Source organism: Spirillospora sp. NPDC048824 (assembly GCF_043198455.1).
Classification (GTDB): Bacteria; Actinomycetota; Actinomycetes; order Streptosporangiales; family Streptosporangiaceae; genus Spirillospora.
In genome coordinates, this window is the sequence record NZ_JBICUS010000003.1 from 324,269 (window position 1) to 338,155 (window position 13,887).

At 72.9% G+C, this 13,887-nt stretch carries 10 protein-coding genes; 2 read left to right on the top strand and 8 right to left on the bottom strand.

Annotated features, from left to right (window positions below):
* Positions 1-105 precede the first annotated feature (105 nt).
* Together ACGFIS_RS07930 and ACGFIS_RS07935 are read right to left on the bottom strand one after the other, a co-directional pair.
* On the bottom strand, positions 106-1,917 hold the full coding sequence (locus ACGFIS_RS07930) for a hydantoinase B/oxoprolinase family protein (RefSeq protein ID WP_392902796.1): 1,812 nt from the start codon (positions 1,915-1,917) through the stop codon (positions 106-108).
* Positions 1,914-4,013, bottom strand: coding sequence for a hydantoinase/oxoprolinase family protein (locus tag ACGFIS_RS07935; protein WP_392902794.1), 2,100 nt, complete (start codon positions 4,011-4,013; stop codon positions 1,914-1,916). Before ACGFIS_RS07935 ends, ACGFIS_RS07930 begins: the two co-directional genes overlap by 4 nt.
* A gap of 145 nt (positions 4,014-4,158) precedes the next feature.
* Here ACGFIS_RS07935 and ACGFIS_RS07940 point away from each other — a divergent pair, with 145 nt between their 5' ends.
* Entirely contained in the window at positions 4,159-4,533 is a 375-nt protein-coding gene (locus ACGFIS_RS07940) for an FKBP-type peptidyl-prolyl cis-trans isomerase (RefSeq protein WP_392902792.1), read from the top strand.
* Positions 4,534-4,658: 125 nt separating this feature from the next.
* On the opposite strand, the gene ACGFIS_RS07945 is transcribed toward ACGFIS_RS07940, so the two are convergent.
* Positions 4,659-5,330, bottom strand: a complete 672-nt coding sequence (locus ACGFIS_RS07945) for a carbon monoxide dehydrogenase subunit G (RefSeq protein WP_392902790.1) — start codon at positions 5,328-5,330, stop codon at positions 4,659-4,661.
* A gap of 236 nt (positions 5,331-5,566) precedes the next feature.
* Between ACGFIS_RS07945 and ACGFIS_RS07950 the strand changes: the two genes are divergently transcribed.
* Positions 5,567-6,412, top strand: a complete 846-nt coding sequence (locus ACGFIS_RS07950; RefSeq protein ID WP_392902788.1) for a polysaccharide deacetylase family protein — start codon at positions 5,567-5,569, stop codon at positions 6,410-6,412.
* A 166-nt stretch (positions 6,413-6,578) separates the two neighbouring features.
* On the opposite strand, the gene cutA is transcribed toward ACGFIS_RS07950, so the two are convergent.
* The 5 genes from cutA to ACGFIS_RS07975 all read right to left on the bottom strand — a co-directional run bounded on the left by cutA (position 6,579) and on the right by ACGFIS_RS07975 (position 13,883).
* Positions 6,579-8,993, bottom strand: coding sequence for an aerobic carbon-monoxide dehydrogenase large subunit (gene cutA, locus ACGFIS_RS07955; protein WP_392969991.1), 2,415 nt, complete (start codon positions 8,991-8,993; stop codon positions 6,579-6,581).
* Positions 8,994-9,494: a (2Fe-2S)-binding protein gene (locus tag ACGFIS_RS07960; protein WP_392969994.1), complete on the bottom strand. Its 501-nt coding sequence runs from the start codon at positions 9,492-9,494 to the stop codon at positions 8,994-8,996. It abuts the gene before it with no gap.
* On the bottom strand, positions 9,494-10,405 hold the full coding sequence (locus tag ACGFIS_RS07965; protein ID WP_392902783.1) for an FAD binding domain-containing protein: 912 nt from the start codon (positions 10,403-10,405) through the stop codon (positions 9,494-9,496). The genes ACGFIS_RS07960 and ACGFIS_RS07965 overlap by 1 nt, the downstream gene beginning before the upstream one ends.
* Before the next feature lie 12 nt (positions 10,406-10,417).
* On the bottom strand, positions 10,418-11,881 hold the full coding sequence (locus tag ACGFIS_RS07970; protein ID WP_392902781.1) for a uracil-xanthine permease family protein: 1,464 nt from the start codon (positions 11,879-11,881) through the stop codon (positions 10,418-10,420).
* Between the two features lie 220 nt (positions 11,882-12,101).
* The gene (locus tag ACGFIS_RS07975; RefSeq protein ID WP_392902779.1) at positions 12,102-13,883 is read right to left on the bottom strand and encodes a PucR family transcriptional regulator; all 1,782 of its coding nucleotides are present in this window, start codon (positions 13,881-13,883) and stop codon (positions 12,102-12,104) included.
* Positions 13,884-13,887: the final 4 nt, after the last annotated feature.

The following is a 13,887-nucleotide window of genomic DNA, read 5'->3' on the forward strand; positions in this document are numbered from 1 at the left end:
CCGCTCCGGGCCGGACGGCCGGACACGGCTCTGGGCCGGAGGGCCGGGCACCGCTCAGAGACGGAGAGCGGGACGCCGCTCTGGGGTGGAGGGCGGGGTGACGTCTCAGAGGGTGTCGAGGTCGGCGGATGGGAGTCCTCCCGAGAGTTCCGGGTAGCCGGGGCCCCGGTCGAAGAACGGGGTGGGGGTGCGTTCGGCGCGTAGGCGCGTGCGCAGGGAGGCGGTCGCCTCCTCGTCCACTTGGCCGCCGTCCAGGATCACGCCGTAGTCGGTGCGGGCGCCTTCGGGTGAGACCTTGCCGTCGCGGACGTCGCCGACCACGCGGGACGGGTCGCGGTTCAGGGGGTCGCCCCAGCCACCGCCGCCCGTGGTGCGGATGCGGATGATCTGGCCGGCCTTGACGGGATGGCCGTCCACCAGGCCCTCCATCTCCTCGCCGTCGATGTCGACGCGGAAGGGGCGTCCTGCCCGGCCGCCGTTGACGCCCCAGCAGGACAGGATCGAGCGGTCGGCGATCGACATGTAGTGGGCGTCGCGGAGCATGCGCAGGTGCTTGTCGTAGCCGAGGCCGCCGCGGTACTCCCCCGGGCCGCCGGAGTCGACGGCCAGGCCGAGGCGTTCGACGACGAACGGCCAGCGGGACTCGGCGAACTCGGCGGGGATGTTGCGGGAGTCGGGCACGACGTGGATGGTGTCCTCCCCGTCGGCGTAGTAGCGGCCGCCGGAGCCTCCGCCGAGGACCTCGCGCATCAGGTACGGGCCGCGGTCGTCCTCGCCGTAGACGCCGGTGTAGCGGATCGTCTCCTGGTCGGCGGGCATCCGGCCGCCCGTGGCCTTGGCCAGGACGCCCGCGAGGACGCCGAGGAGGCGCAGGATGACGAAGGTCCGGGCGTTGGTCGGGGCCGGGAAGACGGGGGTGAGGAGCGTCCCCTTCTCCGGGAAGCGCATCTCGATGAGCGGCACCACGCCCTCGTTCACGTCCAGTTCGGCGGCGCGCTCGGGAGTGTCGGCCAGGTTCCGCAGGACGGGCGCCAGCCACTTCTTCAGGAAGACGCCGTCCGCGTAGTCTCCGGCGTGGTTGATGGGGCCCTTGGCCTGGGGCGATGTGCCCGCGAAGTCGATGGTCAGGGGGACGTCCGCCGCCTTCTCGACGGTCAGCGTGATGCGCTGGGCGTGCAGGCGGGGCGGGTCGACGCCGTCGTGCTCGGCGTAGTCCTCCCACACGAACGTCCCGTCCGGGATCTTGGAGAGAAGTTCGCGGCGGAACGTCTCGGTGGTCTTGCCGATGACGGCGTCGAAGCACGCCTCGATGTCGGCGCGGCCGTAGCGGGCGAACAGGTCGCCGAGGCGGCGGGCGCCCATGAGGCACGCCGAGCATTCGGCGTCCAGGTCGCCGGCCAGGGAGTCGGGCATCCGGGAGTTGCGGGTCATGATCGTCAACGCCGCCGCGTTCGGGACGCCCTGGTCCCACAGTTTGATCGGCGGGACCATCAGGCCCTCCTCGAACGCGCTGCGGGCGTGGCTCGGCATCGAGCCGGGGACGGCGCCGCCGATGTCGTCGTGGTGGCCGAACGCCTGGACGAACGCGACAACCTCGCCGCCGTGGAACACCGGGACCGTGACACACAGGTCGGGCAGGTGCCCGATGCCGCCCTCCGACAGGTACACGTCGTTGTGGAAGAACACGTCGCCCGGACGCATCTCCTCCAGCGGGAAGTCGCGGGCGACCGGCTGGACGAGGGCCGAGTAGGAGCGTCCGGTGAGTTTGCGGAGGCGGCGGTCGTGGATGCCCGCGCGGAAGTCGTGCGCGTCCCGGATCATCGGGGAGCGGGCCGTGCGGGCGATGGCCGTCTCGACCTCGCGTTCCACCGACGTGAGGGTGCCCTCGACGATCTCCAGGAGGATCGGGTCGATCATCGGGTCACCACCAGGTTGCCGTGGCCGTCGAGTTCCGCGGTGAAGCCGGGGTGCAGCGGCAGCGTCGAGCCGAACTCCTCGATGACGGCCGGGCCCCCGATCCTGTCGCCCGGGGCGAGTTTCTCGCGCCGGTAGACGTCCGTCTCCTCCCAGGCGTCGAAGTAGACGGGCCGGGTACCGGTGCGTGCACGCGACGGGTCGCCGTCCCCGGGCGGGCGTTCCGCCAGGCGGGGGCGGGCGATCGGGCCGATGCCGGAGACCCGCAGGTTGACCCATTCGACCGGGTGCCGCGGGTCGTCGCGGTAGCAGTAGCCGTAGAGGGCCTCGTGGGCGTCGTGGAACCGGCGGACCACCTCGGCGCGGAACGCCTCGTCCGGCGGCCCGGCGGGCGCGGGGACCCGGACCTCGAACGCCTGCCCGTAGTACCGCAGGTCGGCGGAGCGGGCGAAGCGGCGCCCGTCCTCCGGGAAGCCCTCGCGTTCGAGGGCGGCGGCGGCCTCCCCTTCGAGGTCGGCGTAGACGCCGTCCAGCAGCGCGGGATCGATTTCGGCGTCGCGGACGACCCGCGTCCGGACGTAGTCGTTCTTCACGTCCACCGTGAGGAGCCCGAACGCCGACACGTTGCCGGGGTTCTCGGGGATCACGGCGGCGGGCAGGCCGAGGACGTCGAGCAGCCGGCACGCGAGCAGCGGCCCGGAGCCGCCGAACGCGACGAGGGGGTAGTCGCGGACGTCCAGGCCCCGCTTCACGGTGATCTGCCGGATGGCGTTCGCCTGGTTCCACGCCGAGATCTCCAGGACGCCCGCGGCGGCCCGCTCGAACGGGAGACCGAGTCGCCCGGCCAGGGCTTCGACGCCGGTCCGGGCGGCGCCCACGTCCAGCGGGACCTCGCCGCCGAGGAGGTGCGGCGGGATGCGGCCGAGGACGGCGTGCGCGTCGGTCACCGTCACCTCGGTGCCGCCGCGTCCGTAGCAGAGCGGGCCCGGGTCGGCGCCCGCGCTGCGCGGGCCGACCTTCAGCGCGCCCTCGGGCGACCGCCACGCGACCGAGCCGCCGCCCGCCCCGACGGTCACGATGTCGATCATCGGGATCTTGACGGGATGCCGCCCGATCGTCCCCTCGGTCGTGAGCGTCGGCTCGCCGTCGAGGACGACCGCGACGTCGGTGGACGTGCCGCCGCCGTCCAGCGTGACCACCGAGCCATGACCGCCTGCTCCATGTCCACCCGTTCGCCGACCACCCGTTCCCCGGCCACGGTGGGCGACGACGAACGCGGCGCCGAGCGCGCCCGCCGCCGGGCCGGACAGCACGGTCGTGATCGGCTGCCGGGCCACCTCCTCCGCCGACAGCACGCCCCCGTTGCTCTTCATCACCAGCAGGCGGGCCGCGACGCGTTCGGCGATCCGCGCCAGGTATCCGTTCATCGCGGGTTTGACGGCGGCGTCCACCAGCGTCGTCACCGACCGCTCGTACTCGCGGTACTCGCGCAGCACCTCGCACGACAGCGACACCACCGCGTCCGGATGCTCGCGGCGCAGCACGTCCCGCATCGCCAGCTCGTGCGACGGGTCGGCGTAGGAGTGCAGGAAGCACACCCCGATCGCGAGGATCCCCGCGTCGCGGAACCAGCGGGCCGCCGCGACCGCCGACTCCTCGTCGAACGGGCGCAGTTCCGCGCCGGTGTGGTCGAGCCGCCCGCCGACCGTCCGCACCCGGTGCGCGGGGACGATCCGCGGCGGCTTCACCCAGAAGTAGCTGTTGCCGTACCCGTCGGGGACGCTCTGCCGCGCGATCTCCAGGATCGACTCGAACCCCTCGGTCGTGATGAACCCGAGGTCGTCGATCCGGTCCTCCAGGAGGCGGTTCGTCGCGACCGTCGTGCCGTGCGACAGCGCCGCGACGTCCTCCGGACCCGCACCGAGCAGCCCCAGCACCTTGGCGACGCCCGCCGCGAACCCCTCCGCGGGGTCGGCGGGCGTCGAGGGCGTCTTCGTGGTGACGATCCCCCCGCCGTCCCCGGTCGCGTCCATGTCCAGCGCGACGACGTCGGTGAACGTCCCGCCCGTGTCGATCCCGATCCGCAGCCGCCTCGCCATGGTCAAGGGTCTACCGGACACTCGCCACCTGGGAAACCGTCGTGATCTGCCAATGGACGCGGTGTTCTTTCGTCAGACCGCGATGCCGCTAGGCTGGGCCGTTCCAATCGACCGACGCATTCCACGAGACCGCTGGAGCCCGTTCATGGCGCTTGAACGCCCCGAGATCGACTTCCCCGAGGGCCAGCCGCCCGAGTACCTCGACATCACCGACATCACCGAGGGCGACGGCCCCGAGGCCGCCAAGGGCTCGAACGTGTCGATGCACTACGTCGGCGTGTCGTGGTCGACCGGCGAGGAATTCGACGCCTCCTGGAACCGGGGCTCCACCCTCGACTTCCAGCTCGGCACCGGCCGCGTCATCAAGGGCTGGGACATGGGCCTGGTCGGCATGAAGGTCGGCGGCCGCCGCAAGCTCGTCATCCCGCCGCACCTCGCCTACGGCGACCGCAGCCCGAGCCCCGCCATCAAGCCGGGCGAGACGCTCATCTTCGTCGTCGACCTGATGGCGGCCGGCTGACGCCTCCGACCGGCGGGCACCCTGGGTGATCGATCGCCCCGGGTGCCCGCCGTCGTTTATCAGCAAGTGCGCGCCCCGACGTGGGCCGGTTCCCGGCGTGGACGGGTTCCCGGCGTGGACGGGGCTCAGCGGGTGCGGGATCGCCTGCCGAGCAGGTAGCCGAGCGCGACTCCGGCCAGCGCGACGGCGCCGCCGGAGCCGAACGCGACGGCCATCGGCCACGCCACGGACGCCCGCTCCGGCTCGGCCGCGGCGCGTCCCGCGTAGACCGCGCCCGCCGCACCGGCCGCGGCCGGGACGCCCGGTGCCCGCGGCCCGGCGGGCTCCGGTTCCGCGGGTGTGGACACGGGTGCGGACGCGAGTGCGGCAAGGTCGCGTTCGACGGCGGCGAAGAACTCGCCGGCGGTGCGTTTGGCGACGCTGCCCAGCATCCGCTGGCCGACGCCGCCGACCATCCCGCCCACGACCGCGTCCGCGTCGTAGTCGATCCGCGTCGCGCCGTCGCCGCCGGAGAGCCGCACGCGGACCGTGGCGTCCACCGTCCCGGGCGCCCCCTGCCCGCGTGCCCGCAGGACGAACGAGCGCGGCGGGTCGGGTTCGGCGAGTTCGACCTGCCCCACGTAGGTGCCCTGGATCGAGGCGACGCCCGCCGAGACGGTCATGCGGTAGGTGTCGGGGCCCGTCTCCTCCAGGGAACGGCACCCGGGGATCGTCCTGGCCAGGACCGCCGGATTCTGGAGCGCGTCCCACACGCGGGCGAGCGGCGCGGCGACGGTGGCACTGCCGTTGAGCTGCATGACCCGACCTTAGGGAATGCCGCCGCCCGGCCGAACGGCAACATCTGCCGACTCCACGCCGAGGTTTGGGCGAAGCTACCCGCACGCCCCCTGGAAATGGTCAGATATGTCCGGCGGGTTCCGTCGGCCGCGAACTCGCGCCGCCACCGGCGCGTCAACCGAAGCGAGCCCCACCGGACGACCCCACCGGACGACCCGACCGAACGACCCCACCGAACGAACGGAGTACGCGGCAGATGCGAGGGAAGACGCCCGTCATCACCATGGTGGCCGCCGGAGTGCTCGGCGTGGCCGCGGGCGGCTGGCCCGTCGCGACCGCCCTCCCGGGCGACTCGGGACCGCCGATGCGCACGCAACTCGCCTCGGTGCTCGCCGACCAGAAGTGGGCGACGCCGAAGCCCGGCTCCTGGACGATGCCCGAACCCTCCAAGGACGGGCTCCCCCCGGTCATCAAGAACATCGAGACGCAGGACCGCGTCGTCTTCCTCACCATCGACGACGGCTACACCTACGACGCCGAGTTCGTGAACCTCGTCCGGAAGGAGAAGGTTCCGATGATGACGTTCCTGACCTCCACCTACATCAAAGGCCAGGGACAGTACTTCTGGGCCATGCGCAACGCGGGCTCGGTGATGGAGAACCACACCGTCAGTCACCCCAACATGGCGACGCTCGGTCCCGACGCGCAGAAGAAGGAGATCTGCGAGGCGTCCGACCAGATCCAGAAGCAGTACGGACGCCGCCCCGAGATCCTCCGCCCCCCGTTCGGCAGCTTCAACGAGACCACCCGCCGGATGGCCAAGGAGTGCGGCATCAAGTCGATCCTGCTGTGGTCGGCGGAGTTCTACAACGGCACGTCCGGCCCCGGCGTCGGCTTCAACGGCTTCGCGCGCGGCGACGGCGGCAAGGGGTTCAAACCCGGCGACATCGTCCTCATGCACTACCGCAAGGGCCTCGCCCAGCAGCTCCAGATGATCCTGAACTGGATCGAGCAGGCCGGCTTCCGGCCCGCCGCCGTCGAGAACTACCTGCCGAAGTCCCTCGGCGGCAACGTCCCCGACAAGCCCCAGGCGCACGGCTGAAAGCCGACCTTCCCGGAGGAATCCCGGTTACGCCGAACGCAAAGGCGGCGCTTCACTATCGTCAACACGCTGGCGGGGTTGAGGTCCCCCGCAACCCGAGCCAACCCCGCCAGCACCACCCCGCCCGGACCAGCCCGCCCGGCACCAGCCCGCCGGCACCAGCCCGTCAGCCTGCGCGGACGCCCTCCCGGACGCGTAGGGACGGGTCGCTGCCGGCGCGCCGCCGGAGCATGTAGAGCTCGTCCGGGGAGATCGGCATCGACTCCACGCGGATGCCCTCGGCGTCCTCGATCGCCGAGGCGATCACCGCCGACACCGGGATCACGCCCGCCTCCCCCGCGCCCTTGATCCCCAGGGGGTTCAGCGGCGACGGCGTCTCCAGATGGTCGGTCTCGATGCGGGGGATCTCCGTCGCGTACGGCATGAGGAAGTCCATGAACGAGGCGTTCAGCAGCTGCCCCGACTCGTCGTAGACCATCCGCTCGTACAGCGCGCCGCCGATGCCCTGCGCGACGCCGCCGTGGATCTGCCCCTCGACGACCATCGGGTTGATGAGCCGCCCGCAGTCGTGGACCACCGCGTACCGCAGGACGGCGATCTCCGCCGTGTCCGGGTCGACCTCCACGATCGCGGCGTGCGCCCCGGCCGCGAACGTGGACCGGACGGGCGAGTAGTAGTCGCGTCCCTCCAGCCCCGGCTCGTCCCCGGCCGCGACGGGCGGCTCGGTGACGGGGCGGCCGACCGCGAACTGCGTCGCCGCCGCGGCCTCCTCGTCGAACGCGTACCGCAGCGGGTTCGACAGCACCGCGACCGTCCGCAGCGGCACCGCCGACGACGGGTCGCCCCGCACGTGCACGACGCCGTCGTTGATGTCGAGGTCGCGGGGGTCGGCTTCGAGGGCCTCGCCGGCGATGCGCAGCGCCTTGTCGCGGACCTTGCGGGCGGCGAGCGCGATCGCGTTGCCGCTCATGACCGCGGCGCGGGACGCGAACGTCCCGACCGCGTACCCGAACCGGCGGGTGTCGCCCGTCGTCACGTGCACGTCCTCGATGGGGACGCCGAGTTCGGCGGCGGCGATCTGCGCGAACACGGTCTCGTGGCCCTGCCCCTGCGAGGTCAGGCCCGTGGAGACGTGCACCCGCCCGGAGGTGTCGATCTCGACGTGCCCGCCCTCGTACGGACCGACGCCCGTCCCCTCGACGTAGACGCCGAGGCCGATGCCGAGGCGGCGGCCCCGGGACGAGGCGGCGGCGCGTTCGGCCTCGAAACCGTCCCAGCCGATCAGGTCCCGCGCCTTGCGGAGCAGCTCCGGGTAGTCGCCCGAGTCGTAGATGAGGGGGCGGCCGTCCTGGAACGTGAGGCCCTGGTCGTAAGGGAACTCGTCGGGCTGGATGAAGTTCGCGGCGCGCACGTCGGCGCGGTCGCGGCCGAGGTGGCGGGCGACGCGGTCCATCGTCCGCTCCATGCAGAACACGCCCTGGGGACGGCCCGCGCCCCGGTACGGGGTGACGATCAGCGTGTTGGTGTAGAGGCTGACGACCTCCGCCCGGTACGCGCCGATCTTGTACGGGCCGAGGAGCTGGGTGGACGTGACGATCGGGATGATGATCCCGTACGGGGTGTAGGCGCCGTGGTCGTGCCGGATCCGGACGTCCAGGCCGAGGATGCGGCCGTCGTCGTCGAACCCGACCCGCACGTCCTGGAGCTGGCCGCGCTCGTGGGCGGCGGACACGAAGTGCTCGCGGCGGTCCTCGGCCCACTTGATCTCGCGGTCCAGCAGCCGCGCCGCCCACGGGACGAGGATCTCCTCCGGCCACGGGTGGACGATCTTGACGCCGAAGCCGCCGCCGACGTCCGGCGCGATCACCTCGACCTTGCCGTTCGGCAGCCCGAGCCGCGCGGCGATCGCGGCGCGCACGCTGGTGGACGCCTGCGTGGACGAGTAGACGCGCAGCGACCCGTCGTCGGCGTCCCACCGCGCGTACACGCCGCGTCCTTCGAGGGGCATCGACGCGCTGCGCTCGATCGCGAGGCTGAACTCCAGCACGTGCGGGGCGGCGGCGATCGCGGCGGCGGCGTCCCCGTTCTCCTGGGTCAGGACGGCGCCGACGTTGCCCGGCACATCGTCGTGGACGAGGTTCCCGGCCCGGGACGCGGCCTCGATGCCGACGACGGCGGGCAGCGTCTCGTACTCCACGCGGATGCGTTCGGCGGCGTCCTCGGCCAGGTAGCGGTCGCGGGCGACGACCATCGCGACGGGCTCCCCGACATGCCGGACGACGTCGCGGGCGAGCGGGTGGCCGGTGCGGCCGTGGGTGAGCGACGGGTGCGGGATCAGCAGCGGCAGCGGCTCCCCCACCCGGCCCGGCAGGTCCTCCCAGGTGTAGACGGCGACGAGGCCGTCCACGTCGAGGGCGCCGGACACGTCGATGTCGGCGATCCGGGCGTGCGCGTGCGGGGACCGGACGAACGCCGCCGCGAGCGCGTCGTGCCCGAGGTCGTCCAGGTAGCGGCCCCTGCCGGTGAGGAGCCTGCCGTCCTCGCGGCGCTCGACCGGCTCACCGAAGACCCGCGTCCCCATCTAGTCCTCCCCTTCTTCGGCTTGCCGGGCGAGCAGGTCCGCGGCGCGGTGCACCGATTTGACGATGTTCTGGTAGCCGGTGCAGCGGCACAGGTTCCCGGAGATCCCCTCAAGGACCTGGTCCTCGGTCGGACGCGGCGTCTCGCGCAGCAGCGCCGTGACCGTGCAGAGGAACCCGGGCGTGCAGAAGCCGCATTGCAGGCCGTGGCACTCGCGGAAGGCCCGCTGGACGGGTGACGGCGTCCCGTCCTCGCCGGCGAGGCCCTCGACGGTCGTGATGTCGTGCCCGGAGGCGGTGACGGCGAACATCAGGCACGACCGCACGGGCTCGCCGTCCAGCAGGACGGTGCAGCACCCGCAGACGCCGTGCTCGCAGCCGACGTGGGTGCCGGTGAGCCGGAGGTCGTGCCGGAGCAGGTCCGACAGCAGCCGCCGGGCGGGGACGCGGGCCGTGCGGAGCGTCCCGTTGACGGTCATCGCGACGTCGAGGCTCTCCTCCATCAGTCTCCCGCCTTCCGCGGCGCGTCGGCCGCCGCCGCGTTCATCCCGGCGCCCGCCGCCGAGTCCATGGCGGCGGCCGCCGCGATCGTCAGGGCGCGCTCGGTGAGCACGCCGGTCAGGTGCCGCCGGTACTCGGCGCCCGCGTGGATGTCGGTGTCGGGGTCGACGCGTTCCCGGACGTGCGCGGCGGCCGCCGCCCAGTCGCCGTGCGGGCCCGCCGGGCCGGTCAGGTCGAGGACGAGCGGGACGTCGCAGATGCCGAGGTACCCGGCGCGGGCGGCCGACACCCGCAGGTCCTCGTCGAGGGTGACGACGGCGGCGACGCCGGCGAGCGCGTAGTCGCCGTGCCGCCGCGCCGTCTCGGCGAACGCGGTGCCGGTGCGCGGCGGCGCCGCCGGGAAGAACGCGGAGACGGCCAGCTCACCGGGTTCGAGCGCCGACTCCAGCGGCCCGGCGAAGAACTCGGCGGCCGGGATCGTCCGGCGTCCACGCGCGGACGCCGCCTCGACCGTCCCGCCGAGGACCGCCAGCACGGCCGGCATCTCCCCGGCGGGATCGGCGTGCGCGAGGCTCCCGACGACCGTGCCCCGGTTGCGGATGACGGGATGCGCGACGTGCCGGAGCGCCTGCGCGAGCAGCGGCTGGACCGCCGCGGCCTCCGCGGAGCGCTCCACCCGCGCGTGCCGGGCGAGCGCGCCGACCCGCACGCCCCCGTCTCCCGCGTGGACGGTGTCGAGTTCGCCCACGCGGTTGATGTCGACGAGGTCGGACGGGGCGGCGAGCCGCATGTTGAGCAGCGGGATGAGGCTCTGGCCGCCGGCGAGCACCTTGCCCGACGGTGCGGCGGCGAGCGCGTCCAGCGCCTCGTCCAGGGTGGCCGGGGCGTGGTAGCCGAACGGCGGTGGCTTCACTGCGCGGTCCCCTCAGCCCGTCTCGGTGCCGGGCGCTTCCTTCTTCGGGTGGCGGACCGGGCCGCCGATCTCCTTCTCCGACGGCGCGATGATGCCGCCGCCCGACCCGTCCGGGCGGCGCACCGCGTTCAGGACGTGGTAGCCGAGCAGGACCGCGATGGTACCGAGCGCGATGCCCTGCAGCGGGAAGTCGTCGGTGATCTGGAGTGTCACGTTCCCGATCGCCAGGATGATCGCGGCCGCCACCGGGACGAGGTTGACGGGGTCGGCGAAGTCCACCCGGTTCTCGACCCAGATCTTCGCACCGAGCAGGCCGATCATCCCGTACAGCACGACGGTGATGCCGCCGAGCACGCCGCCCGGTGTCGCGGCGACCAGCGCCCCGAACTTGGGGCACAGCCCGAACAGGATCGCCACGAGCGCGGCGACGTAGTACGCGGCCGTCGAGTAGATGCGCGTCGCCGCCATCACGCCGATGTTCTCGGCGTAGGTGGTGGTGGGCGAGCCGCCGACCGAGGAGGCCAGGACGGTGCCGATGCCATCGGCGGCGATGGCGCGGCCGAGGACGGGGTCGAGGTCGTCACCGGTCATCGCTGACACGGCCTTGACGTGCCCGGTGTTCTCCGCGATGAGCGCGATGACCGCCGGCAGCGCCAGCAGGATCGCCGACGTCTTGAAGTCGGGGCCGTGCAGGCTCGGGAACCCGAACCAGCTCGCCGACTCCACGCCGGCGAACTCGACCCGGTCGTGCGCGAACGCGGTCGCCACGCAGTAGGGCCCCTCCGCCGCGCACGCCTGGCCCGACGCGTCCAGCAGGTTCTGACCCGGCAGCACCGACGTGATGGAACCGACGGCCTTGTCGAGGACCCACGACAGCACGTAGCCGAACACCAGCGCCAGAAGGATCGTGATGCGCGCCCAGAACCCCCGCAGCAGCACCGCGCACAGCACGGCGAACGCCAGCGTCGCCAGCGCCACCCACTGGTCCTGAGGCCAGTAGACGGTGGCGACCACGGGGGCCAGGTTGAATCCGATCAGCATGACCACGGCGCCGGTCACCACCGGCGGGAAGATCCGGTGAATGACGTCGCCGCCCACGAAGTGGATCAGTACGCCCACTCCCGCGAGCACGGCGCCCGCGACGAGGATCGCGCCGGTCACGGTGGCGCTGTCGCCGCCCGCCGCGCGGATCGCCGCGACCGCGCCGACGAACGACGCGCTCGTGCCGAGGTAGCTCGGCACCTGGCCGCCGACGATCAGCAGGAACAGGATCGTGGCTACCCCGGACATCATGATGGCCAGGTTGGGGTCCAGGCCCATCACCACGGGGAACACGAACGTCGCCCCGAACATCGCCACCACATGCTGCGCGCCGATGCCCGCGGTGCGCGGCCACGACAGCCGCTCGTCGGGTCTGACGACCTCACCGGGCGGCGGTGTGCGTCCGTCGCCGTGCAGCTTCCAGCCGATCACCATCGGGGGCCCCTCCCTGTTCAACCGGCCGCGTTCAGCCGACCGCGTTCATGCGGGCAAGGTAGATCTACCCTGATGGACGGGCATCGGCGACATCTGCCAAAGCCCGGGTCCTCGATTGGGAGGACAGGCCCGTGTGGTGGCACGTGCGGTGGCCCGTGCGGCGGCCCGTGAGGCCGCCCCGGCGCGCCGGGCGGACGCGGCCGAGGCGGTGGCACTACCCTCAGATACCGCGCATGCGCAGTACGTGAAGGGCGAGGGTGAGGTTGAGCCGCAGATGCGCGTCCTCGGTGAACGCTCCGAGCATCCGTTCCAGTTTCCCGATGCGGTAGCGCAGCGTGTTGTAGTGGAAGTGGAGCCGGCGCGCGGTCTCGGCGACGTTGAGGTTGGTCTCCAGCAGCACCTGGAGGGTGCGGCGCAGGTCCACCAGCTCCGGCTCGTCGTCGGCGGCCAGGTCGCCCAGCGTCTCCCGGACGAACGCGTGCAGCTCGTCCGGGTCGGAGACCAGGCTCAGCAGCCGGTACACACCGAGCTGGTCGAAGTGCGCCCGCGCGCCCGTGCCGTTGAGCTGGCGGCCGACCCTGACGGCCTTGACCGCCTGCTCGTACGCCTCGGGCAGCGCCGCGGGGGACGACACCGTCCGGCTGATGCCGGTGGAGAACGTCCGCCGCACCGGCTGGTGCTCGGCGAAGATCGACGACGCCTCCTTGACCATCGCGTGGAGCGGTCCGGCCGTCAGCTCGGCCGGATCGCCGCCGTCGGCGCCGACGATCGCGACGACCTCGTGTGCGAAGCTCGCGACGGCCGCGCCCCGGTCGTGCCGCCGGACGGCCGTGGTCCAGGCGGCGGCGAGGCGCTCCTGCGCGGACCGTTCCTCGATGCCGCGCCCGCCGCGGTTCCCGCCGTCGGACTCGGATCCTTTCCCGCGGCCCGTCGCGTCGTTCTCGGGGGCCGTGGCCGGAACCGGCCCGCCGGTGCCGCGCGGGCGGCCGTCGAGTTCGGCGACGACGACCATCACCGGGCGGTCCAGGTCCCAGCCGAACCCGTCGCAGTGGGCGATGACCCGGCCGTCGTCGCCCGCGCGTCCCGCGAGGATGTCGCGCAGGAAGTCGGCGCGGTACTTGCTCTCGACGGCGGCGACGGCCTGCTGCTTGGTCACCACGAGCGCGGCGACGGTCGCGGCCCGTTCCAGGATGCCGAGGTCGGTGCCGCGCAGCGTGCCGTCCGGGCTGAACGCGACGATGCGGCCGTGGTCGAAGCCGCCCGCCATCACGGGCACGACCAGGTGGTCGCCGGTGCCGTGCGCGCCGATGATGCCGCAGCCGCCGCGCCCGCACGCCGCGTGCCGGCCCGCGTCGAACGCGCGCATCGCCTGGACGTGCTCGTCCGGCCCGGCGCCGGCGAGCACGCGCTGCTCGCCGTCCAGGACGACGACCGCCGCCTCCAGCAGCGCCGCGACCTCGTCCACGACCTCCTGGAGGCCGCCGCCGCACAGCACGATCTGCACGAGTGCCCGGTGCACCTCCTCGGTGCGCGCGAGCACGGCCGCCTGCCGGTTCAGGATGTCGGTCAGGACCTGGTTGAGGATGTCGTCGAAGCCGACGTCGTTGGGGAGCAGGATCAGGGGGAAGCCGCGCCGGTCCGCCTGCGCGATCATCTCGGCGGGGAGCGAGTCGAGGTAGCGGCCGAGCTTGATGGCCAGGGCCGCGAGGCCGCGCTCGTCCAGGTCGGCGACCAGGTTGCCGAGCGACTGGGGGGTGTTGCGGAGGGGGTAGCCGGTGGTCAGGAGCAGCTCGTTCGGTTTGACCCACGACAGGATGTCGGGGACCTCCATCACGTTGAGCCGCTGGACGATGCGCTCGAGTCCGGCCCGTCCGGCGATGAGGCGGGCGCCGTTGAGGGTGCTGACGCCGAGGACCTCGCCGACCGACAGGCCATAGGTCAGTGTTCCGGTGCTCGCGAGCCTGAGGGCCGGTGGGCCCGGGTCCGCGCTGGTGTAACTCATGCCA

Bases quoted from the DNA above. Each gene is read 5' to 3' on its own strand.
- ACGFIS_RS07930 (WP_392902796.1), bottom strand. From the start codon at position 1,917: ATGATCGACCCGATCCTCCTGGAGATCGTCGAGGGCACCCTCACGTCG.
- ACGFIS_RS07935 (WP_392902794.1), bottom strand. From the start codon at position 4,013: ATGGCGAGGCGGCTGCGGATCGGGATCGACACGGGCGGGACGTTCACC.
- ACGFIS_RS07940 (WP_392902792.1), top strand. From the start codon at position 4,159: ATGGCGCTTGAACGCCCCGAGATCGACTTCCCCGAGGGCCAGCCGCCC.
- ACGFIS_RS07945 (WP_392902790.1), bottom strand. From the start codon at position 5,330: ATGCAGCTCAACGGCAGTGCCACCGTCGCCGCGCCGCTCGCCCGCGTG.
- ACGFIS_RS07950 (WP_392902788.1), top strand. From the start codon at position 5,567: ATGCGAGGGAAGACGCCCGTCATCACCATGGTGGCCGCCGGAGTGCTC.
- cutA (WP_392969991.1), bottom strand. From the start codon at position 8,993: ATGGGGACGCGGGTCTTCGGTGAGCCGGTCGAGCGCCGCGAGGACGGC.
- ACGFIS_RS07960 (WP_392969994.1), bottom strand. From the start codon at position 9,494: ATGGAGGAGAGCCTCGACGTCGCGATGACCGTCAACGGGACGCTCCGC.
- ACGFIS_RS07970 (WP_392902781.1), bottom strand. From the start codon at position 11,881: ATGGTGATCGGCTGGAAGCTGCACGGCGACGGACGCACACCGCCGCCC.
- ACGFIS_RS07975 (WP_392902779.1), bottom strand. From the start codon at position 13,883: ATGAGTTACACCAGCGCGGACCCGGGCCCACCGGCCCTCAGGCTCGCG.